21 protein-coding genes and 1 tRNA gene are annotated in these 21,591 nt (G+C 67.9%); 13 read left to right on the forward strand and 9 right to left on the reverse strand.

From position 1 onward, the window contains the following. Positions 1 to 17: 17 nt before the first annotated feature. The gene (locus NPJ82_RS10060; RefSeq protein ID WP_112383607.1) at positions 18 to 626 is read right to left on the reverse strand and encodes a chromosomal replication initiator DnaA; all 609 of its coding nucleotides are present in this window, start codon (positions 624 to 626) and stop codon (positions 18 to 20) included. Then, the gene (locus NPJ82_RS10065) at positions 623 to 1,870 is read right to left on the reverse strand and encodes a heavy-metal-associated domain-containing protein (RefSeq protein ID WP_342657261.1); all 1,248 of its coding nucleotides are present in this window, start codon (positions 1,868 to 1,870) and stop codon (positions 623 to 625) included. Before NPJ82_RS10065 ends, NPJ82_RS10060 begins: the two co-directional genes overlap by 4 nt. A 59-nt stretch (positions 1,871 to 1,929) precedes the next feature. Between NPJ82_RS10065 and purM the strand changes: the two genes are divergently transcribed. From purM to NPJ82_RS10085, 4 genes are read left to right on the forward strand one after another with little or no spacing between them, the layout of a single operon-like run. Continuing rightward, on the forward strand, positions 1,930 to 3,027 hold the full coding sequence (purM, locus tag NPJ82_RS10070; protein WP_342657262.1) for a phosphoribosylformylglycinamidine cyclo-ligase: 1,098 nt from the start codon (positions 1,930 to 1,932) through the stop codon (positions 3,025 to 3,027). Further along, the gene (gene purN / locus NPJ82_RS10075; RefSeq protein WP_342657263.1) at positions 3,017 to 3,583 is read left to right on the forward strand and encodes a phosphoribosylglycinamide formyltransferase; all 567 of its coding nucleotides are present in this window, start codon (positions 3,017 to 3,019) and stop codon (positions 3,581 to 3,583) included. Before purM ends, purN begins: the two co-directional genes overlap by 11 nt. Next, positions 3,580 to 3,837 (forward strand): hypothetical protein, encoded by a 258-nt coding sequence (locus NPJ82_RS10080; protein WP_342657264.1) that lies wholly within the window; start codon positions 3,580 to 3,582, stop codon positions 3,835 to 3,837. The genes purN and NPJ82_RS10080 overlap by 4 nt, the downstream gene beginning before the upstream one ends. Then, on the forward strand, positions 3,834 to 4,430 hold the full coding sequence (locus tag NPJ82_RS10085; RefSeq protein WP_342657265.1) for a hypothetical protein: 597 nt from the start codon (positions 3,834 to 3,836) through the stop codon (positions 4,428 to 4,430). The genes NPJ82_RS10080 and NPJ82_RS10085 overlap by 4 nt, the downstream gene beginning before the upstream one ends. A gap of 27 nt (positions 4,431 to 4,457) precedes the next feature. On the opposite strand, the gene NPJ82_RS10090 is transcribed toward NPJ82_RS10085, so the two are convergent. The 4 genes from NPJ82_RS10090 to NPJ82_RS10105 form a co-directional block, all read right to left on the reverse strand. Continuing rightward, a complete protein-coding gene (locus NPJ82_RS10090; protein WP_342657266.1) occupies positions 4,458 to 4,976 on the reverse strand; it encodes a GNAT family N-acetyltransferase in 519 nt (172 codons plus the stop codon). Then, positions 4,976 to 5,398 carry a nucleoside-diphosphate kinase gene (gene ndk / locus NPJ82_RS10095; RefSeq protein WP_112383601.1) on the reverse strand — a complete coding sequence of 141 codons (423 nt, stop codon included), beginning with the start codon at positions 5,396 to 5,398 and terminating at the stop codon, positions 4,976 to 4,978. The genes NPJ82_RS10090 and ndk overlap by 1 nt, the downstream gene beginning before the upstream one ends. A gap of 90 nt (positions 5,399 to 5,488) precedes the next feature. Then, positions 5,489 to 5,929, reverse strand: a complete 441-nt coding sequence (locus tag NPJ82_RS10100; protein ID WP_342657267.1) for a DNA polymerase III subunit chi — start codon at positions 5,927 to 5,929, stop codon at positions 5,489 to 5,491. Positions 5,930 to 5,946: 17 nt separating this feature from the next. Next, on the reverse strand, positions 5,947 to 7,416 hold the full coding sequence (locus NPJ82_RS10105; protein WP_342657268.1) for a leucyl aminopeptidase: 1,470 nt from the start codon (positions 7,414 to 7,416) through the stop codon (positions 5,947 to 5,949). A gap of 220 nt (positions 7,417 to 7,636) precedes the next feature. Here NPJ82_RS10105 and lptD point away from each other — a divergent pair, with 220 nt between their 5' ends. From lptD to rsmA, 4 genes are all read left to right on the forward strand, one after another. Continuing rightward, entirely contained in the window at positions 7,637 to 9,835 is a 2,199-nt protein-coding gene (gene lptD, locus NPJ82_RS10110) for an LPS assembly protein LptD (protein ID WP_342657269.1), read from the forward strand. Between the two features lie 130 nt (positions 9,836 to 9,965). Further along, complete coding sequence (locus NPJ82_RS10115; protein ID WP_112383597.1) at positions 9,966 to 11,300, forward strand: peptidylprolyl isomerase; 1,335 nt, start codon at positions 9,966 to 9,968, stop codon at positions 11,298 to 11,300. A gap of 38 nt (positions 11,301 to 11,338) precedes the next feature. Further along, complete coding sequence (pdxA, locus tag NPJ82_RS10120; RefSeq protein ID WP_342658996.1) at positions 11,339 to 12,310, forward strand: 4-hydroxythreonine-4-phosphate dehydrogenase PdxA; 972 nt, start codon at positions 11,339 to 11,341, stop codon at positions 12,308 to 12,310. 27 nt (positions 12,311 to 12,337) lie between these two features. Continuing rightward, a complete protein-coding gene (gene rsmA / locus NPJ82_RS10125; protein WP_342657270.1) occupies positions 12,338 to 13,135 on the forward strand; it encodes a 16S rRNA (adenine(1518)-N(6)/adenine(1519)-N(6))-dimethyltransferase RsmA in 798 nt (265 codons plus the stop codon). Between the two features lie 211 nt (positions 13,136 to 13,346). Here rsmA and NPJ82_RS10130 read toward each other — a convergent pair whose 3' ends face one another. From NPJ82_RS10130 to guaB, 3 genes are read right to left on the reverse strand one after another with little or no spacing between them, the layout of a single operon-like run. Beyond that, positions 13,347 to 13,847: a tetratricopeptide repeat protein gene (locus NPJ82_RS10130; protein WP_174236672.1), complete on the reverse strand. Its 501-nt coding sequence runs from the start codon at positions 13,845 to 13,847 to the stop codon at positions 13,347 to 13,349. 32 nt (positions 13,848 to 13,879) lie between these two features. Then, positions 13,880 to 15,067: an RsmB/NOP family class I SAM-dependent RNA methyltransferase gene (locus NPJ82_RS10135; protein WP_342657271.1), complete on the reverse strand. Its 1,188-nt coding sequence runs from the start codon at positions 15,065 to 15,067 to the stop codon at positions 13,880 to 13,882. Positions 15,068 to 15,082: 15 nt separating this feature from the next. Then, positions 15,083 to 16,540: an IMP dehydrogenase gene (gene guaB / locus NPJ82_RS10140; RefSeq protein WP_112383593.1), complete on the reverse strand. Its 1,458-nt coding sequence runs from the start codon at positions 16,538 to 16,540 to the stop codon at positions 15,083 to 15,085. Between the two features lie 172 nt (positions 16,541 to 16,712). Here guaB and NPJ82_RS10145 point away from each other — a divergent pair, with 172 nt between their 5' ends. The 5 genes from NPJ82_RS10145 (at position 16,713) to NPJ82_RS10165 (ending at position 21,541) form a co-directional block, all read left to right on the forward strand. Continuing rightward, complete coding sequence (locus NPJ82_RS10145) at positions 16,713 to 17,669, forward strand: SPFH domain-containing protein (protein WP_342657272.1); 957 nt, start codon at positions 16,713 to 16,715, stop codon at positions 17,667 to 17,669. Then, complete coding sequence (locus NPJ82_RS10150; protein ID WP_342657273.1) at positions 17,666 to 18,115, forward strand: NfeD family protein; 450 nt, start codon at positions 17,666 to 17,668, stop codon at positions 18,113 to 18,115. Before NPJ82_RS10145 ends, NPJ82_RS10150 begins: the two co-directional genes overlap by 4 nt. Positions 18,116 to 18,263: 148 nt before the next feature. Then, on the forward strand, positions 18,264 to 20,018 hold the full coding sequence (recJ, locus tag NPJ82_RS10155) for a single-stranded-DNA-specific exonuclease RecJ (protein ID WP_342657274.1): 1,755 nt from the start codon (positions 18,264 to 18,266) through the stop codon (positions 20,016 to 20,018). Between the two features lie 49 nt (positions 20,019 to 20,067). After that, positions 20,068 to 20,142 (forward strand) — tRNA-Glu (locus tag NPJ82_RS10160). A gap of 163 nt (positions 20,143 to 20,305) precedes the next feature. Then, positions 20,306 to 21,541, forward strand: a complete 1,236-nt coding sequence (locus NPJ82_RS10165) for an integrase arm-type DNA-binding domain-containing protein (protein ID WP_342657275.1) — start codon at positions 20,306 to 20,308, stop codon at positions 21,539 to 21,541. Positions 21,542 to 21,591: the final 50 nt, after the last annotated feature.

Below are 21,591 nucleotides of genomic sequence, written 5' to 3' on the forward strand. Positions count from 1 at the left end.
GGGTCTCGCTTGTCGGGTCAGGGGTCGGCGATCAGGCCGGCCTCCGTCAGGGTGGCTCGTGCAAGGGGAATGGACAAACGCTTCTGACGTTCCATGGCCTGCTGGTCGAGCATATCGACGGTGCGTATGACAGCCAGATGACTGCGCTCGATCCGCGTCGCCAGCCATTCGATCAGGTCGGGGCCAGCGAACAGGCCACGGCGCGTGAACAACTGGTCCAGCAGCAGCGGAATCAGTTCGTCGTCGGGGGCGTCGATTTCCGCCAGTGTCGAGTTGGCGAGGCGCGAGCGGAGATCGGGCAGCTTGACCGCCCAGACCGGTGGCGCGGCATCCGCGACGATCACCAGCGGCCGTCCTTCCGCCTGCGCCCGGTTCCAGGCGTGAAAGATCTGAGCTTCGGGCAAACGCTCGGCATCGTCGATGATCGTCCCGCCACTGCGCGCCGCGAAGATGCGCGCCAGCAGCGACCGGCCCGATTTGCGCGGCCCGGTCAGCACGGCGGTGCGCGTCGGCCAGCCTTCCCAACGGTCCAGCATCTGCGCGGCATGCGCGTTGGAGGGGGTGATAAGAAACGCGTCCGAACGCGGGTCCGCCGGCCATGCCAGCGGAAGGGCCATCTGACTCATCCGGTAATTCCGTTATCGGCCGGCACCGCCGGCGTCGGTATCTGTGCGGCCCGGCGGATGCGCAGCGTCGTGCCGCTGCCGATCACCTGATAGCCGCGGCTTTCCAGCGCCGTCCGCAACGCGGCGGGGTCGCCGTCATAGGTCACGCGCATCAACGAAACGCCGCCCAGCGCCAGGCTGGAGGTCGCCGCCTGCCGCACGCCGGGGATCGAGCGCACCAGACTTTCGGTATTGGCGACCGCACTGGCGCTCGGCGTGTCGAACTGCACGGTCACCGCGATGCCCGCCCCCGTGGTCGCGGCGATTGCGGCGTCCAGCCCCTCGATCGGCTCGTCGCCCAGCGCATCGTCGTCGATCACCGGCTCGGGCGCCGGCGGCGGGCTCAGGCTGGCGTCGGGGTGCAGCGCCCCGCTCGACAGCGCGCGTTGATACATCGCATCCAGCCGCTGCACGCCGGTGTCCAGCAACTGCGCCAGCCCGGCGGACGAGCCGACGCGCAAGGTAAAGGTACCGAACAGCTGGTTGTCGGGACCGTGGCGTGCCTGGAAAACGCCGATCACCGGCCCGCCCGGCCATTGCCGATAGAGGCGAACCGTCGGGATCAGGATGTCCGACGCGCCATATTGGTCGATGATCGTCCGCCACCAGCCTCGACCCGGCCGGCCGATCTGCCCGGCATTGAGCAGCAGTGCGTCGGGGCCGGTGCCCGCCGGCCGCACATAATCGATCGTGCTGTTGCCCGTGCGGAACCGCGCCCAGGCCTGTTGCCAGGGCGAACGCCCCTCGAACACCTGCGACACGCCGCCCGAGATCTGCATCGGCACCACCAGCATGGGCAGCGACCGGTCGGCATAGGCGGAGATGCCCAGGATCGAGGCGGCCCGCGTCCGGTCGAAGGTCACGCCCAGCTTGGCCACATAGCGCGTCGGGCCGATCTGCTCGTTCTCCACGACGATCCCGGACACGATCGAATCGAGCGTTCCGTCCGACACCATCGCACCGCCGCCGCCCAGCCGGCGCGACAACACGACCCACGCCTTGCGCTGCGCCACGCGCCAGCCACCCAGCCGCGCGGCCTCTGCGGTCTTGCCCGCCACGTCGACGCTGACGCCGCTCACCTCGTAGTCACCGGTGTTGGCAACGGGCGCGACGCCGCGGTCCTGCCCCTCCATCTGGGCGAGGACGGCCGCCGGACCCATGACGGCCACGCAGCAGGCGAGAAGAACGGGGGCACGCAGGCGCATCGCGGCCTTTTGGCGAACCAGACGTGGAAATCCAAGCGCGATGTGGCTAACGGGCGCGGATGACCGACAGCACGCCCAGCTACACCTACGCCGATGCCGGCGTTTCCATCGCCGCCGGCAACGCGCTCGTTCGCGCCATCGGCCCGCTTGCCAAGGCGACGCGCCGCCCCGGCGCCGATGCCGATCTCGGCGGATTCGGCGGCTTTTTCGATCTGAAGGCCGCGGGCTTCACCGATCCGCTGTTGGTCGCGGCCAATGACGGCGTCGGCACCAAGCTGAAGCTGGCGATCGAGCACGACCGGCACGAGGGCGTGGGCATCGATCTGGTCGCGATGTGCGCCAACGACCTGATCGTGCAGGGTGCCGAGCCGCTGTTCTTCCTCGACTATTACGCCACCGGCAAGCTCGACAATGCAGTTGCCGAGCGTGTCGTCGCCTCGATCACGGAAGGGTGCAAGCAGGCCGGCTGTGCGCTGATCGGCGGCGAAACCGCGGAAATGCCCGGCATGTACGCGGGCGGCGATTATGATCTCGCCGGCTTCTGCGTTGGCGCGGTGGAACGGGACAACGTGCTGACCGGGCGTGATATCACGCGCGGTGACGTGATCCTGGGGCTCGCCTCTTCCGGCGTCCACTCGAACGGCTACTCGCTCGTACGCCGACTCGCCGCGGACAAAGCCTGGAAGCTCGACCGCCCCGCCATCTTCGACCAGAACCGCCTCCTGATTGACACGCTGATGGCGCCCACGCGCATCTACGTGAAGTCGTTGCTCCCGCTGCTGCGCGAGCGCCGGATCAAGGGTCTCGCGCATATCACCGGCGGCGGCTTGCTGGAGAATATTCCGCGTGTTCTGCCCGCCGAGGCGCATGCCGTGATCAATGCAGACGCCTGGGCGCAGCCGCGCCTGATGGCGTTCCTGCAGGCGCAGGGCGGGATCGAGCCGGAGGAGATGGCGCGGACCTTCAACTGCGGCATCGGCATGGCCGTGGTGGTGGCCGCCGAGGAGGCCGAGGCGGTGGCCGAGGCACTGGCCGATGCCGGCGAGACGGTCGAGCGGATCGGCCATATCGAACACGGTGCCCGCGGCTGCACGGTGCGCGGATCGGCAGGCACGTGGAGCGCGAAGGCGGACTGGACGGGCACGCATGCGGGTTAAGGTCGGCATCCTGCTGTCGGGCCGCGGCTCGAACATGCAGGCGCTGGTCCGCGCGGCGCAAGGGGCCGACTGCCCCTATGAGGTCGCGCTGGTCGCCTCCGACAAGCCCGACGCGCCCGGTCTCGCCTGGGCGGCCGAACAGGGGATCGCGACGTTTTCACTTTCCCCGAAAGGCATCGGCAAACCTGCCTTCGAAGCGGAGATGACCGCGATGCTCCGCCATGCGGAGGTCGAGGTCGTCGCGCTCGCCGGCTATATGCGCCTGCTGTCCGATCGCTTCGTCAGCGACTGGCGCGGCCGGATCGTCAACATTCATCCTTCGCTTCTCCCCAAATACAAGGGGTTGGATACGCATGCGCGGGCGATCGCGGCGGGGGATGCAGCGGCGGGCTGTTCGGTGCATGTGGTGACCGAGGAGCTGGACGCGGGAGCGGTGCTGGGGCAGGCCGAGGTACCGATCCATCCCGGCGACGATGCCGACAGCCTTGCCGCGCGCGTGCTGATCGAGGAACATCGCCTGTACCCCCGGATATTATCGGAGTTCGTCCGCTCATGACCGACATTCTCGCCAAGGTCCGTTCCGTCGCGCTGCTGCTGCCAGAGGTCGAGGAAGGTGCGGATGACCGCCAGGTCGCCTTCCTGGTCGATGGCACGCCCTTCGTCCGGTGCGATGGCGAGACGGTGGAGGTGCGGGCCGACGATGGCTGGCATCGCCTAGAAAATGGCGATGCGACGTTGATCGAGGACCGGGTGGCGCGTGGCTGGGAACTCACCGCCCCTGCCCGCCTGCTGGAGGCCGGCGGCCGGTGAGCGGCGAAACACCCGATCAGGCCCGCACCCGCCGCCGCTGGATCACGCTGGCGGAGGCGGTCGCCGTCATCGGCCTGTTGATCGCCGGGCTGACGCTCTACACCAACTGGTCCGACAAGCGCGCTGATCGGGCCGCCCGCGCAGCGGCGGCGGCCGACGAGAAGGCGGGCAAGGCACATTTCGTCGTTCGGGCGGTCGCCTCGGAAGAAGGCAATATGCTCATGCTGCTGAAGGATGACACGCATAGCCTTGGCGACATAGCTGTGCGGTTCCCGACAGCGCTCGGCATCCAGCCGCGGGTCGAGATGACAGGCCATGAAATCCAGGCCGACTGGTTTGCCGATCCCCTGCTCAAGGCGACGGATGGCGGCGACGATCGCAAGACCGGGCGCCTGCCCATCCTCCTGACCGTCGAATATTTCGCCGGCGACGAACCGCACCGCCTGACCGGCATCTACGACATCATCTGGCGCACCGAAGGTCGCATGCTGCGCGGCCGCACGCTGAAGCTGGAGGACCTGCGCCTGCATCGCAAGGGCGGCGACCAGAAGGCACTCGACGCAATCTGGGCGCGGGAAAAGCCGGCACCGTAAGGCCACGTCCCTACAGGGAAAAAGCGCTTAGATCGCCCGCCCGTAGACGACATCGTCATACCAGGTTTCGCCGACGAGAAAGCGCCGCTCGCCCACCAGCGCGAAGCCCTGCCGCTCGTAAAAGTCCCGCGCGCGCCGGTTACGGCCCAGCACCCCCAGCAGCATCCGAGACATGCCCAACGCTCGCGCATCGGCGATGGCGCGCGTCATCAGCGCTGCCCCCAGCCCGGTGCCACGGGTAACCGACAGGGCATAGATGCGGCGAAGCTCGATATCCCCCGGCTCCGACGGGATCGGCAGATCGGGCACGGTGAGCACCGAATAGCCCATGGGCGCGGCACCCTCGGGATGCTCGGCCAGCGTCACGGCGCTGGCGGGGTCGTTCGCCCAGGCGGCGAACTTGGCGGGCGCGCTGTTCACCGCACAATGCTGGACGATGTCCGGTCCGGCGAGCACGCCCGCAAAGGTCTCAAGAAAGCTGGCGGCTGCGACCATCGCGAGCGCATCGGCATCCGCCGCCGCCGCCCGTCGCAGCCGCCAGTGCATCAGCCGACCAGCTCTTCCGGCTTGAAGAAATAGGCGATCTCGATCGCCGCATTCTCGTCCGAGTCCGAGCCGTGCACCGAGTTCGCCTCGATCGACTCGGCCAGTTCCTTGCGGATCGTGCCCGGCTCGGCATTCTCGGGGTTGGTCGCGCCCATGATGTCGCGGTTGCGCTGCACGGCGTTCTCGCCTTCCAGCACCTGCACGACGACCGGGCCGGAAATCATGAAGCTGACCAGATCGGCAAAGAACGGACGCTCCTTGTGGACCGCGTAGAAGCCCTCGGCCTGCTCCTTGGTCATCTGGATGCGCTTGGAGGCGACGACGCGCAGGCCGGCTTCCTCCAGCATCTTGGTGACCGCACCGGTCAGGTTGCGGCGGGTGGCGTCGGGCTTGATGATCGAGAAAGTACGGTTCGCGGCCATGGCGGTCACGCTGCTCCTGTGATGGTCGGGGAAAAAGTGGCGCCGCCCTAATCGTCCCGCGCCGGCTTGGCAACCGCGCTTGAGGGTGGCTCAGGCCGCCTGTTCCCAGCGCCCCGCCTCGTTCTGCTTCCAATAGCGGCGCTGCACCCCCTCGCGTTCGGCCAGCGCCTTCCATGCGCCCCGCGCGTCGCGGATGCGATCCTCGTCGAAAAAGTGGAACACCCGGTCGAACGCCAGCGCCTCGTCACGCCAGATGCCGTCCGCCAATGCCACGTGCCGGGCGGCATTGGCCGGCGATACGTCACCCGCGATCAGCACCGGCTGCGCATGGTCGTCGCCGTCGCCGGCCTGGGCATGCGGCAGGAAGCTTTCGGCCGGATGGAGCCACAGCACCCGGTCGAGCGCCCCGCGTTGTTCGGCATCGCCGGACACCACCAGCAATCGCCCGCCGCCGGCCAGCACCTTTTCGGCAATCGCCGGCAGCACGCGGTCGAGCGGCGCCGCGGTCAGATGGTAGAAGTCCACCTGCATCGACGCCGCTCCCCCATTCAGCCTTCGAAATGCTCGGCGACCAGCCGGTCGAGCAGCCGCACGCCGTATCCGGTCGCGCCCTTGTCATGATAGGTGCCGGGCTTGTCGGCCCACACCATGCCGGCGATATCCAGATGCGCCCAGGCGACACCCTCGTCGATATAGCGCTTCAGGAACTGTGCCGCGGTAATCGATCCGGCGCCGCGCGGACCGACATTCTTCATGTCCGCGATATGGCTTTCGATCAGCTTGTCGTACGCATCGCCGAGCGGGAAGCGCCACAGCGTGTCGCCGCTCGCCTTGCCCGCCGCCAGCAGCTTGTCCGCCAGCGCATCGTCGTTGGAGAACAGGCCGCCATGTTCGTGACCCAGGCTGATGATCATCGCGCCGGTCAGCGTGGCGAGATCGATGATCGTCCTGGGGCGGTGCGTCTTCTGCACCCAGGTCAGCGCGTCGCACAGCACCAGCCGCCCTTCGGCGTCGGTATTGATGACCTCGATCGTCTGCCCGGACATCGACGTCACGACGTCACCGGGGCGCTGGGCGTTGCCGTCGGGCATGTTTTCCACCAGGCCCATTACGCCGATGACGTTGGCCTTCGCCTTGCGGCCGGCCAGCGCCTTCATCGCACCGGCCACGGCCCCCGCGCCGCCCATGTCCCACTTCATGTCTTCCATGCCGGCGGCCGGCTTGATCGAGATGCCGCCGGTGTCGAACGTCACGCCCTTGCCGACCAGCGCCAGCGCCGGATCGCCCTCGCCCGCACCGTTCCACTTCAGGGCCAGCAGCCGCGCCTCGCGCGTCGAGCCCTGGCTCACGCCCAAAAGCGCGCCCATGCCCAGGTCGCGCATCGCGTCCTCGTCGAGCACGGTGACTTCGAGGCCCAGCCCCTCCACCTCGCGCAGCACGCGCTCCACGAAGCTTTCCGGGTACAGCTTGTTCGGCGGCTCGGTGACGAGCGTACGGGTCAGCGCCAGCCCGCCGTTGAGCGCGAGGCCTACTTCCCATGCCGCCTCGGCGCCATCCGGCGCATTCACCAGCGTCACCGTGCCCAGCGTCGGCTTGGCCGTCTCCTTCTGGGTGGTGCGATAGACGTCGTAGCGCCAGCCGCGCTGCACCGCGCCCGTCGCGAACGCCGCCACGGCCGCCGGGGTCGCCTGCGCGCCCCCCAGATCGACCGTCAGGGCGGTGGTGCCGGAGGTCAGCAGCCGCGCGGACAGCGCGCTGCCCGCCTTGGCCCATTCCGTCTCGCTGCCGGCGCCGACGCCCGCCAGGACCACCTGCCGCACCGCGCCGTCCCGCGGCACGAACAGTTCGACCAGCGTGCCCGCCTCGCCCTTGAAGCGCCCAGCCTCGGCCGCGGTCGCGGCCAACGCCGCCAGCCCCTCGCCCGCCGCATCCGAACGCACCTGCGCGACGCCGTCCGTCGCCACGGGAAGGACGAGAACACCCTCGTTCGGTACGGAAGAGGCGAATGCGATCTGCATGGGGGACCTTTCGTTGAAGATGCGCCTCCATCTAGGGCGTCTGCGCCTAACGGCAAGCGCACGATTGCAGGAGCGCTCCGGGTTTGCGATAGGCGTCGCTTGCCACGGGGCCGGTCAGGGCGGCTCCGTCTCGATGCTGCCAAGAGATGGAACCGACTGAATCGTGTTGCGTATCGACCTCCTGGCTGGCTGCTCCCTCCCACTCGTCCTTTTGGCGGCCATGCCGGCTGCGGGGCAGGATCTGCAGGATCGTGCCGTTCCCCCACCGGCCGAGGGCACGGTAGCCCCCGCCTCGCCCGGCGCGCCGACGCCCGAGGATCAGGTGCGGTTCAGCGCGGCGCAGCTCGAATATGACACCGAGGCCGACATCGTCACGGCCACCGGCGACGTGCGCATGGCGCGCCAGGGGCAGCGGCTGCGCGCCGACACGGTCACCTGGAACCGCAAGACCGGCAAGGTCGTGGCGGACGGCGATGTTGCGATCACCAATCCCGAAGGCGACATTGCCTATGGCGACCAGATCGAGCTGACCGACTCGCTGAAAGGCGGCGTGGTCGACAACATGCTGGTCGTTCTCGAACAGGGCGGCCGGCTTGCCGCGGTGCGCGGCACCCGGCAGGAGGACGGCACGCTGAACCTCGATCGCGCCGCCTATACGCCCTGCGCGGTGCAGACCTCGGAGGGTTGCCCCAAGAACCCGTCGTGGAAGATCACCGCGGTTCGTGTCACCTATCGCCCAGAACGGCAGCGCGTCTATTTCAGCGGGGCGCGGATGAACCTGTTCGGCCTGCCCGCGGTGCCGCTGCCCAAGCTGTCGGTTCCGATCGGTGAGGGCAGCGACAGCGGCTTTCTGGCGCCCGACATCCGCCTCGACCGGGTCAACGGCCTGGAGGTGGTGACCCCCTATTACTGGCGCCTCGCCCCCAACAAGGGCCTGATGGTCGCGCCGCACGTGTTCAGCGACGTGTTGCCGATGATGCAGGCGACCTACGAGTCGCTCGACACGCAGGGTGCGTTCCGCGTCACCGGCTATGCCACCGTCAGCCGGCGCAGCGACGACCTGACCACCGCCAACCCGACCGACACCTCGATGGCACTTCGCGGTTATCTGGACGGCACCGGGCGCTACCAGTTCTCGCCGGAATGGAGCCTCAGCGGATCGCTGCGCCTGGCCAGCGACCGTACCTTCCTGCGCCGCTACGACATTTCCCGCGACGACCGGCTGCGCACCACCGCCAGCCTCCAGCGGATCGGCACCAACAGCTATTTCGCGCTGACTGGCTGGTACGTGCAGACGCTGCGGGTGAACGACCGGCAGGGGCTGCAACCGATCGCGCTGCCCGAGATCGACTGGCGCTACCGTTTCGACGACGGGCTGGTCGGCGGCAAGGTGCAGGTCCAGTTGAACTCGCTCGCGATCAGCCGGTCGGACGGGCAGGACACGCAGCGCGCCTTTGCCAGCGCCCGCTGGGACCTGCGCCGCCTGACCAACTGGGGGCAGGAGGTGACGCTGACCGCCTATGGCCGCGCCGATGCGTACAATGCGCAGGACATCGCCAGCAGCCCGCTCATCTATCGCGGCATGGAGGGGTTCCAGGGCCGCGCGATCGGCGCGGTGGCCGCCGACGTGAAGTGGCCGTTCATCGGCGAGTTGTTCGGCGGGACGCAGCGTTTCACCCCGCGCGTGCAGGTGGTCGCCAGCCCCAAGCTGAAGAATATCGAAATCCCCAACGAGGATGCCCGCGCCGTCGACCTGGAGGATTCCAACCTCTTCGCACTCAACCGTTTCCCCGGCTATGACCGGTTCGAGGATTCGACCCGCGTCACCTATGGCGGCGAATGGGCGCTCACCTTGCCCGGCTTCACCATCAACACGGTGATCGGCCAGAGCTACCGCCTGAACAGCCGCCCGACGATCTTTTACGACGGTACCGGCCTGTCGGATCGCTGGTCGGACTTTGTCGGGCGCACCGAGCTGCGCTTCCGCGATCTGGTCTCGGTCATCCACCGCTACCGGCTGGACAAGGACAATTTCGCCGTTCGCCGCAACGAGATCGACGCGGTCGTCGGCTCGCGCGCGACCTATGCCCAGATCGGCTATCTCCGGCTCGACCGCAACATCTTCCCCGCCATCGAGGATCTGCAGGACCGCGAGGAAGCCCGTGTCGCCGGCCGGGTCCAGTTCGCCCGCTTCTGGTCCGCCTTCGGCTCGGCGGTGATCGATCTGACCAACCGGCGCGAGGACCCCCTGTCGACCGCCAGCGGCTTCGATCCCGTCCGCCACCGCGTCGGCTTCCAATATGAGGACGACTGCGTCCGGCTCGGCTTTGCGTGGCAGCGTTTCTACAACAACACCGGCGACGCGCGCAGCGGCAACAGCTACTCCTTGACGCTGGCGTTCACCAATCTCGGCCGCTAAGCCGCTATTCAGCAAGATGCAGGCAAAGCGCGTCACAATTGCGACGTACCTTGCGGGTAAGGGCGTCTGCCTGGGTGCGATAAGGATAGCAGACACGGTGAAGCAGCCAATTCGTTCCAACGTTCGCGGCATGCGCGGCGCAGTTCTCCTGATGCTGGCGGCGGCCGCGACCGGCGCCATTGCGCAGACGGTGCCCGACCGGTCGGTGCCGGAGACCGGCGGCCTCGACATTCCGTCGAACCTCCAGATCTTCGGCAAGCTCGATCCCAATGTCCGCAAGCCGACCGCGGTGGTCAACGACACGGTGCTGACCGGCACCGACGTCGACCAGCGCATGGGCCTGATCATGGCCGCCAACCAGGCCGGCAACCTGCCCGCCGAGGAAAAGGAGCGCCTGCGTCTCCAGGTGCTGCGCCAGCTGATCGACGAGACGCTGCAGATCCAGGAGGCCAAGAGCGCCGAGATCGCGGTCACGCCCGACGAGATCAACCAGAGCTATGTCCGCGTCTCGCGCAACTTCAACCGCACGCCGGCTGAAATGAACAAGTATCTGCGCGAAGTGGGCTCGTCAGAGCGTTCGCTGAAGCGTCAGATCGAGGGCGAGCTGGCGTGGAGCCGCTATCTGCGCAAGCGCGTCGAACCCTTCGTCAATGTCGGCGAGGAAGAGGTGAAGGGCATCCTCGACCGCCTCGAAGCCGCCAAGGGCACCGAGGAGTTCAACCTCCGCGAAATCTACCTGTCCGCCAACCAGGCGACCTCGGCGCAGGTCTTCGCCAATGCCCGCCAGATCCTGGCCGAGATCCAGAAGGGGCAGCAGCCCTTCGGCTATTTCGCCCGCACCTTCTCGGAGGCGTCGACACGCGGCGTCGATGGCGATCTGGGCTGGGTGCGTGCCGCGCAATTGCCGCCCGAGCTCGCCCAGGCGGCCCAGTCGATGCAGATCGGTCAGGTCGCCGGCCCGATCGAGATCCCCGGCGGCTTCTCGATCCTGTACCTCGTCGACAAGCGCCAGGTGCTGACCTCCGACCCGCGCGACGCGCGTCTGGCACTCAAGCAGCTGACGATCAAGTTCCCTGCCGGCACGACCCAGGCACAGGCCACCGCCCGCGCCGCCAAGTTCGCCGAGGTGACCAAGACGATCCGCGGCTGCGGCGACGTGAACAAGACCGCGGCGACGATCGGTGCGGAGGTCGTCGACAATGACGGCGTGCCGGCCCGGCAATTGCCGCCCCAGTTGCAGGACATTCTGCTGAAGATGCAGATCGGCGAGTCGACCCCGCCCTTCGGCTCGGCCGAGAGCGGCGTGCGCGCCCTTGTGCTGTGCGGTCGCGACGATCCCCCCGCCACCGGCTCGCTGCCCCGCCCCGATCAGGTCCAGCAGCAACTGGAACAGCAGCGCGTCAATCTGCGCGCGCAGCAGAAGATGCGCGATCTCCGCCGCGACGCCGTGGTGGAATATCGTTGATCGGCGCTGACGGCGTGATCCCGCCCCTGGCCGTATCGATGGGCGATCCTGCCGGCATCGGGCCGGAGATCATCGCCAAGGCCTGGGCCGCGCGTGACGAACACGGCCTGCCGCCCTTCGTGGCGGTGGGCGACGACCGGGCCATCGCCCGCGTCTGGAACGGGCCGATCACGGTGGTGCAGGATATCCGCTCCGCCGTCGTCGCCTTTCCCGACGCGTTGCCCGTCCTGTCGGTCGAGGACGCGGGCGAGATCACGCCCGGTCGCCCGGATGTGGAGGGTGCCCGCTGCGCGCTCCATGCGCTCGAACTGGCGGTCGGCCTCGTCCGCTCCAACGCCGCCAGCGCGCTGGTGACCGGACCGGTATCGAAAGCGCAGCTTTATCAGATCGGCTTCACCCATCCGGGACAGACCGAGTTCGTGGCGGAACGCTGCGGCATTGCCGGTGCCAATGCGGTGATGATGCTCGCCGGCCCTTCGCTGCGCGTCGTGCCGATGACCACGCATGTGCCGCTTGCCCAGGTGCCCGGCCTCATCACCGTCGATCTCGTGCTCGCCAAGGCACGTGCCACCGCGCGCGGTCTGTTCCGCAACTTCGGCATCGCCGAGCCTCGCCTCGCGGTCGCCGGGCTCAATCCCCATGCCGGGGAAAGCGGCGCGATCGGGCGTGAGGAAATCGACGTGATCGAGCCGGCGATCGCGCAGTTGCAGGCAGAGGGGATCGACATCACCGGCCCGCTCGCCGCCGACACGCTGTTCCACCCGCGCGCCCGTGCCCGCTATGACGCGGTGCTGTGCTGCTATCACGATCAGGCGCTCGTGCCGCTCAAGACGCTCCATTTCGATGAAGGCGTGAACATCACGCTCGGCCTGCCGATCGTGCGCACCTCGCCGGACCACGGCACCGCCTTCGGCATCGCCGGCATGGATGCGGCAGAACCCGGCGCGATGATCGCGGCAATCCGCATGGCCAGCGAAGCGGCGGCACACCGGGCGCGCCTCGGTCTCTGACATGACACCGCTGCATCCCCTGCCCCCTTGCGCGACGTAATCGCACGCCACGGCCTCGCCGCGTCAAAGGCGCTTGGCCAGAATTTCCTATTCGACGGCCAGTTGCTCGCCCGCATCGCGGCCATTCCCGGCGATCTGTCTGAAGCGCAAGTGCTGGAAATCGGCCCCGGCCCCGGCGGCCTTACCCGCGCGCTGCTTCAGGCCGGCGCCCGCGTCACCGCGATCGAGCGCGACCGCCGCTGCATCCCGGCGCTTGCCGAACTGGCCGAGGCATTTCCCGATCGGCTGAAGGTGATCGAGGGCGACGCGCTGCAGGTCGATACCTCCGCGCTGTTTACGACCAAGCCGCACATCGTCTCCAACCTCCCCTATAATGTCGGCACGGCGCTGCTCGTCGGCTGGCTGTCGTCGGCGTGGTTGCCCTGGTGGCAATCCTGCACGCTGATGTTCCAGAAAGAGGTCGCGGAGCGCATCGTCGCCATGCCGGATACATCGGCTTACGGGCGGCTGGCCGTCCTGGCACAGTGGCGATGCAGCGCGAAGATCGCGATGCCGGTCCATCGCTCCGCCTTCACGCCACCGCCAAAGGTCATGTCCGCGGTCGTTCACCTCGTTCCGCAGGAGGCGCCGGAGGGCATCCGCTTCCGCACGCTCGAACGCCTGACCGCCGCCGCCTTCGGCCAGCGCCGCAAGATGCTGCGCCAAAGCCTGAAGGCCGTCGCGGGTGCCGACGCCGCGATGGAGGCGACCGGCATCGACCCCACCCGCCGGGCGGAAACCGTGTCGGTCGCAGAGTTTATCGCACTGGCCCGCGCACTGGGCTGAGGCAGGCCGGGGCTTGCTCAGCCCACCTGCCCGCTCGTCGGGCCCCACCCGTTCGTCTCGAGTAACCGTCGAGTAGCGGCAAAGCCGCGTGTCGAGACGGTGTATCGAAAAACGCGTTGCCGCACGAAACAGTGCCGCATACAAGCACCCGTTCCGGCTCTAGCAAGCCCGCTCGACCGTAATCAGCCGATGCGGGTAAACGCCCCAAAAGTCAGGGCTTGGCGACCGCCGCCTTGCTTTCCACCGCCGCGGTCGTCACCGGCGGCCCCTTGGCGATCGCCGCGGCCAGCGTCGTCACTTCGCTGCACTCGCCCTTGCAGAGCGTCCGCAGCTTCGCCAGATTTTCCTTGGCCCGCGTTACCGCGCCCTTCTTCACCAGCGCTTCGCCCTGCCCTTCCAGCGCGGACCGGTCGTTCGGCTCCAGCAACAGCGCCTCACGGTACAGCCGGATCGCCTTGCCCGGCAGGTCGCGCTGCGTCGCCAGTTCACCCAGCAGGACAAAGGCTGCCCGATTGCGCGGATCGACCGTCACCGCGGTTTCCAGCACATCGGTCGCCCCATCAAGATTGCCGGCGGCGCGCAACGCACGTCCTTCCGCCAGCAATTGCAACGAGCGCGCATCGATCTGGTCATCGGGCCGCTGCCCGCTGAGCGAGGTCGATACCGACACCACCGCGAGCGCCGCTGCGAGGGTGAAGGACGAGAAGCGCATGATCGTCTCCAACTGGGGCACGGAACGGAACGCTAGCATGGGGCCCGCAACCGCGCGACAAAAAAGCCGTCGGTGCCGTCCGCCGCCGGGTCCAGTCGCCAGCCCTGGCCATGCCCCCGCCCGGCGGGGAGCGACGGTTCTTCCGCGCGCCAGCCGTGGTGGCGCGCCAGAAACGCCGCAACCTGGTCCGTGCCTTCTTCGTCCAAAAGCGAGCAGACGATGTAGACGACCCGTCCACCCCGCCGCACCAGCGCCGCCGCCACGTCCAGCACATGCGCCTGCGTCGCCTGCAACCGGGCCAGCCGCTCGGCGGTAAGCCGCCACCGCGCCTCCGGATTGCGCCGCCAGGTGCCCGTCCCCGAACAAGGCGCATCGACGAGTACGCCGTCCGCCAGCCCCAGCCAGTCCGCCAGCGCCTCGGTTTCGCGGGCCGGGTTCATCAGTCGCGTTTCCGCGATCGTCACCCCCGCCCGCGCCGCGCGTTGCGGCAGGCGCTGCAACCGCGCCCGATCGATATCGCACGCCAGCAACGCGCCCGCATTGTCCATCGCCGCCGCCAAGGCCAGCGTCTTGCCGCCCGCGCCCGCGCACAGATCGACGATGCGTTCGCCGGGCACCGCTTGCAGCGCCGAGCCGACCAATTGGCTGCCCTCGTCCTGCACCTCGATCGCGCCTTCGGCGAATGGCGTGCTCGCCTCCACCGCACTCCCTGTCGGCAGGCGCAGACCGTGTTCGGCAAAGGGCGTCGGTGCCGCATCGGGAAAGGCGGGCAGCACGTCGTCGCGCGTCGCGATCAGCCGGTTGACCCGCACATCGAGGGGTGCCCGCTCGACCAGCGCCGGCAACGCCTGCCGCTCCAGCCCCGATGCCAGCAGCGCGGCCTCCAGCCAGGCCGGCGCCACGCCGCCTGCCGCGCGCGCCTCGTCCGCCGCGATCGGCGCCGGGCCGTGGCGCGACCCGTCAAAGGTCGCGGCCAGTTCCGCATCGGCATCCGCCAGCGCCACCATCGCCGCGCGCCCCGACGCCGGCACGTCGCCGGCGGCACGGATCGCCGCATAGACCCGCTCGCGCACAGCGCGCCGGTCTTTCGATCCGGCATAGCGCCGCTCGGCGAAATAGCGCGCGATCAGCGTGTCCGCCGCCGCACCGCCGGATTGTGCCGCGCCGATGATCGCATCCAGCAGCTCGATCGCCGCCTGTGTTCGTGCGGCCGGGGTCATGCCTTCGTCTCCGGATCAGCGCGTGGGATAGTTCGGTGCCTCGCGGGTGATCGTCACGTCGTGGACATGGCTTTCCTTCAGCCCGGCTCCCGTGATCTGCACGAAGCGCGCCCGCTCGCGCAGGTCCTTGATCGTCGCCGAACCGGTATAGCCCATCGCCGCCTTGATCCCGCCGACGAGCTGGTGGATCACGTCGCGAGCCGGGCCCTTGAACGCCACCTGCCCCTCGATGCCTTCGGGCACCAGCTTCATCTGGTCCTTGATATCGCCCTGGAAATAGCGATCCGCCGAACCACGCCCCATCGCACCGACCGACCCCATGCCACGATACGACTTGTACGCCCGCCCCTGATACAGGAACGTCTCGCCCGGCGCCTCCTCGGTGCCCGCCAGCAGCGATCCCACCATGCAGGTCGACGCGCCGGCCGCCAGCGCCTTGGCGAGATCGCCCGAGGTGCGCAGGCCGCCATCGGCGATCACCGGCACGCCCGACTTGTGCCCTTCCTCGGCGCAACCCATCACCGCGGTCAGCTGCGGCACGCCGACGCCGGCCACCACGCGCGTGGTGCAGATCGAACCCGGCCCGATGCCGACCTTCACCGCATCCGCCCCCGCATCGATCAGCGCCCGCGTCGCCTCTGCCGTCGCCACGTTGCCTGCAATCACCTGCACCGTGTTCGACAGCTTCTTCACCTGCTCGACCGCCCGCGCCACATCCCGGTTATGCCCATGCGCCGTATCGATGATGACGCAGTCGCATTCGGCCTCGACCAGAGCGCGCGTGCGGGCATAGCCCTTTTCGCCGACCGTGGTCGCAGCCGCGACGCGCAGCCGCCCGGCGGCGTCCTTGGTGGCGTCGGGGTAGGTCACCGCCTTTTCGATGTCCTTGACCGTGATCAGGCCGACGCAGCGATAGGCGTCGTCCACCACCAACAGCTTCTCGATCCGACGCTGGTGGAGCAGACGGCGGGCTTCCTCCTGACCGACGCCGACCGATACGGTCGCCAGATTGTCCTTCGTCATCAATTCGGACACCGGCTGCTGCGGATTGCCGGCAAAGCGCACGTCGCGGTTGGTCAGGATGCCGACCAGCCGGCCGTCATATTCCACCACGGGGATGCCGCTGATCCGGTGCCGCGCCATCAGCGCCTGTGCGTCGGCCAGCGTCGCATCCGGGGCGATCGTGATCGGATTGACCACCATGCCGCTTTCGAAGCGCTTCACCTGCCGCACCGCCGCCACCTGTTCCTCGACGGTCAGGTTCCGGTGCAGCACACCGATCCCGCCGAGCTGCGCCATCACGATCGCCATGTCAGCCTCCGTGACCGTGTCCATCGCGGCGGACAGGACGGGGATGTTCAGTGCGATCTCGCGCGTCAGTTGCGTCCGCGTGTCGGCGCCGCTCGGCAGGACGTCGGACTCCTGCGGTACGAGAAGCACGTCGTCGAAGGTGAGGCCGAGGCGGATGTCCATGGGGGCTGCCATTTCCTGCGAGGGGAACAAGTGGCGGGCCATGTAACCAAAGAGGCGCGCGGCCGCTAGGGTGGAATGACATGGCTCGCCGCAAGCCTGTCGCGCGTCGCTCGCGCGCCCTTCGGCTGCGTGCTATACCGTACCGCCACGGCCAACAGGGAGAGCAACCGAGATGGGACTGACGATCGCCGCACTGGCGCTGCTATTGGTGCTCTTCTACCTGATGTCGTCGATCAAGATCGTCCGGCAGGGTTATCAATATACGATCGAACATTTCGGCCGTTACACGACCACCGCGGCGCCCGGTTTCAACTTCTATCCCGCCTTCTTCTACCGGGTCGGCCGCAAGGTGAACATGATGGAGCAGGTGATCGATATTCCTGGGCAGGAGATCATTACCAAGGACAATGCGATGATCTCGACCGACGGGGTCGTCTTCTTCCAGGTTCTCGATGCGCCCAAGGCGGCGTATGAAGTCTCCGACCTCTATGTTGCGCTGCTGAACCTGGTGACCACCAATCTTCGCACCGTGATGGGCGCGATGGATCTGGACGAAACCTTGTCGAAGCGCGACGAGATCAACGCGCGGCTGCTCAACGTCGTCGATCATGCGACCACCCCCTGGGGCGTCAAGATCACGCGCGTGGAGATCAAGGACATCCGCCCGCCCCGCGATATCGTCGACGCCATGGCCCGCCAGATGAAGGCGGAGCGGGAAAAGCGCGCCAACATCCTGGAGGCCGAAGGCTCGCGTGCTTCCGAGATCCTGCGCGCCGAGGGGCAGAAGCAGGCCCGCATCTTGGAGGCCGAGGGCCGGCGCGAATCCGCCTATCGCGACTCCGAAGCCCGCGAGCGCGCCGCGGAGGCGGAGGCCAAGGCGACGCTTGTCGTGTCGGAGGCGATCGCCGCCGGTGGCACGCAGGCGATCAACTATTTCGTCGCACAGAAATATGTCGAGGCGGTGGGCAAGTTCGCCACCAGTCCCAATGCCAAGACGATCCTGTTCCCCGTCGAGGCGACACAGCTGATCGGCACGCTCGGCGGCATCGGCGAACTCGCCAAGGAAGCACTGGCCTCCACGCCTGAAAAGGCGAACCGGTCCGGCAACGTCACGGTGCCGCGCACATGATTGGGAGCGACATCGGGGCGCCGGGCATCTGGGCGGCGGCGGGGCTTGTTCTCGCCATCGCCGAGCTGTTCGTCCCCGGCGTCTTCCTCATCTTCCTGGCCATTGCGGCAGGCATAACGGCAGCACTCGCTTGGGCACTCCCCGACCTGCCCATCGCGGCCCAACTGGGTGCCTTTGGTCTATGGAGCGGTGTCGCCGTTCTGATCGGGCGGCGCTGGTACCGGGACTATCCGGTCGAATCGACGGACCCGCGCCTCAACGATCGCGCGGCGCGGATGATCGGCCAGATCGCGACCGTCACCACCCCGATCCGCGGCGGCGAGGGTCGCGCTCGTATCGGCGACGGCGAATGGCCGGCGCGCGGCCCCGATGCGGAAGCCGGCGCCCGGCTGAGGATCGCCCATGTGGAAGGCACGACCGTGTTGCTGGAGCCGCTGTCGGACTGAGCGGTCACGGTGTTCAGCCGACGGACGTCTACGGGGGGATCGATGGCGCGAAACCCCTGTCGCGTCGGCGCCGCTTATGGCAAAGCGTTCGCGTGACGTTCCCATCCTGCCAAATGCCCGTCGTCCGGTCAGGGCCAGCCCGCCGGCCATGACCCACGTTCTCAACATCGCATCCTCGATCCTCGGCCAGCCCTGGCAGTGGCGCGCCACCGCGGCGGACGGTCGCGACGGCATGGCCCCGGACGATCTCGTCACGCAACTACTGCTCGCGCGGGGATGCCCACCCGAAGCGCTGGACGACCATCGATCGCCGTCCATTCGCGGCTTCATGCCCGATCCCTCGATGTTCCGCGACATGGACCGGGCCGCGGAGCGGCTCGCCGATGCCGTACAGGCGGGCGAGCCGATCGCGATCTTTGGTGATTACGACGTCGATGGCGCGACCTCTGCCGCCCTGCTGCTGCTCGTGCTGCGCGATCTCGGGCTGGAAGCCCGCCCCTATATTCCCGATCGTCTGTTGGAAGGCTATGGTCCGTCCGGACCTGCGCTTCTTCGACTGAAGGACGAAGGCGCATCGCTGATCGTCACGGTCGATTGCGGCGCGCAAGCTTTCGACGCCCTGGCCGTGGCACGCGACGCCGGGATCGACATCGTGGTGATCGATCACCACAAATGCGCCGCCGCGCTTCCGCATGCCCATGCCCTTGTCAATCCGAACCGCCTCGACGAGGGCGAGGGCGCAGCCCATGGCCATCTGGCAGCGGTGGGGGTGTGCTTCCTGCTCGCCGCGGCGCTGATCCGAACGCTGCGCATGCGTGGCCATTTCGGGGACCGTGCCGAGCCACGCCTGATCGACCATCTCGATCTCGTTGCGCTCGGCACCGTGGCGGATGTGGCGCAACTCCGCGGCCTGAACCGGGCCTTTGTGGCACAAGGGCTCAAGGTCATGGCCCAGCGCCGCAATCCTGGCGTCGCCGCATTGATCGAGGCGTCGCGGCTTACCCGTGCGCCGACCTGCGCCGATCTCGGCTTCGCACTCGGGCCGCGTATCAACGCCGGAGGCCGGGTCGGCCGGGCGGATCTCGGTGTGCGCCTGCTCACCACACGCGATCCCGCCGAGGCACAGGCGATCGCGATCGAACTCGATCGCTTGAACGATGAGCGCCGCCAGATCGAGGCTGGTGTTCAGGCGACCGCCGAGACGCTTGCCGCAACCGGCAGCCGCGTGGCCGTCGTGGCCGGACACGGCTGGCATCCCGGCGTGATCGGCATCGTTGCCGGCCGCCTCAAGGAAAAGCTTGGCCGACCTGCCGTCGTCATTGCGCTGGACGAGAACGGCATCGGCAAGGGATCCGGCCGCTCGATCACCGGCGTCGACCTCGGCGCTGCGATCCTGGCCGCCAAGGAACAGGGCATCCTCACCGCGGGTGGCGGTCATGCCATGGCCGCCGGCCTGACGATCGCCGAGGACCGGCTGGACGATCTGGCAGTATTTCTCGAGGAACGCCTGGGCGACGCGGTGGACCGGGCCGGCGAGGGTCGCGCCCTGCTTCTGGATGCGGTTCTGTCCCCGGCCGGGGTCAATGCTGCCCTTGTCGAGGCGATGGAGGCTGGCGGCCCCTACGGCGTCGGCTGGCCTGCTCCCCGCGTGGCGGCCGGCCCGTTCCGCGTCATCCGCGCCGACCTGGTCGGAACCGATCATGTCCGCGCTATTGTGGCAGGTCCCGACGGCGCGCGTTTGAAGGCGATGGCCTGGCGCTCCGCCGCCTCCGCGCTCGGCCAGGCGCTTCTCAGCGCCGGCCCTTCGCGCACCTTGTGGTTGGCCGGGCGCCCCAAGCTCGATGACTGGTCCGGCCGCAATGTTGCAGAATTGCATGTAGATGATGCGGCATGGGTCGATTGACCGCTTGACGGAGTCCGACAAGTCCTCTAGGCGCACCTCCACGCCTGACGGCCCCTTCGTCTAGCGGTTAGGACGCGGCCCTTTCACGGCTGAAGCACGGGTTCGATTCCCGTAGGGGTCACCAAAATCCTCTCCCAGAGGGTTCCAGATGGTGCCGGGAACGGCGGAAATCTGCGGTTTTTCGTGGTACAGGTATCCCATGCGGAGCGGTCTCGCACCACCGGATACCACCATGCTGATGGTATGTCTGATGGTAGCGCGGCCCTCCCCGAGCCGGAGATACCATCGTGGCACTCACCTTCGCTGCCATCAAGAACTCCAGGGGCCGGGAAAAGCCCTATAAACTGACCGATAGCGACGGCCTGTTCCTCTACGTGACGCCCAACGGTGGGCGCTACTGGCGGATGAACTACCGTCACCTCGGCAAACAGAAGACGCTCGCGTTCGGCGTCTACCCTGACATTGGACTTGCCGATGCTCGCGAGCAGCGCGACGCCGCCCGCAAGGTGCTGGCGAAGGGCGACGATCCCGCCGAGAAGGCCAGGCTGGACCGGCTTGCCGCGACTGTCGCCGCCGCCAACAGCTTCAAGGCCGTGGCCGACGAATGGCTGGCGAAGGTCGAGCGCGAAGGCCGTTCCGCCGTCACGATGAGGAAACTGCGCTGGCTGCTGGCCTTTATCAATGGGTCGATCGGCAAACGCCCCATCGCCTCGATCACCGCCCAAGAAATTCTTGTCATGCTCCGCAAGATGGAGGGCAAGGGCAAGTACGAGACGGCCAAGCGCCTGCGCAGCACATGCAGCCAGATATTCCGCTACGCCATCGCGACGGCCCGCGCCGAGCGCGACGTGGCGGCGGACCTGCGCGGGGCGCTGATCGCCCCCCAGCCGGTCCACCGCGCTGCGATCACCAGCACCGAAAGTGCGGGCGGCCTGCTGCGCGCGATTGAGGCGTTCGAGGGCTTCGCCAACACCAAGGCGGCGCTGCGCCTGCTGCCCCATGTGTTCGTCCGCCCCGGTGAGCTTCGCCACGCCGAATGGGCGGACTTCGATCTGGACAGGGCGCTGTGGACGATCCCGCCGCACAAGTCCAAGATGCGGCGCGCGCATACCGTCCCCCTCTCCCGGCAGGCGCTGGCGATCCTCGCCACCATCGAGCATGACGCCGGCTACAGCCGCTACCTATTCCCGTCGCTGCGTTCGGTCGATCGGCCCATGTCGGAGAACACCATTAACGCCGCCTTGCGTCGGATGGGCTTCGCGCAGGACGAAATGACCGGCCACGGCTTCCGGGCGATGGCAGCGACGTTGCTCAACGAGATGGGGCTTTGGCACCCTGACGCGATCGAGCGCCAGTTGGCCCATTGCGACAACAATGCCGTCCGCCGCGCCTATACGCGGGGGGAATATTGGGATGAGCGGGTGCGGATGATGCAGCATTGGTCCGACCATCTCGATTCGCTGCGTCAAGAGCAGAAGGTAGTCACAGGCGTATTCAGGGAGATTACGAAGAGAGCAGCCTAACCCGACTCCGCCGCGTATCTGGATATGCCGGATCGACCATTCGGACGCGG

Source organism: Sphingomonas sp. NY01 (genome assembly GCF_038809135.1).
GTDB lineage: Bacteria > Pseudomonadota > Alphaproteobacteria > Sphingomonadales > Sphingomonadaceae > Sphingomonas > Sphingomonas carotinifaciens.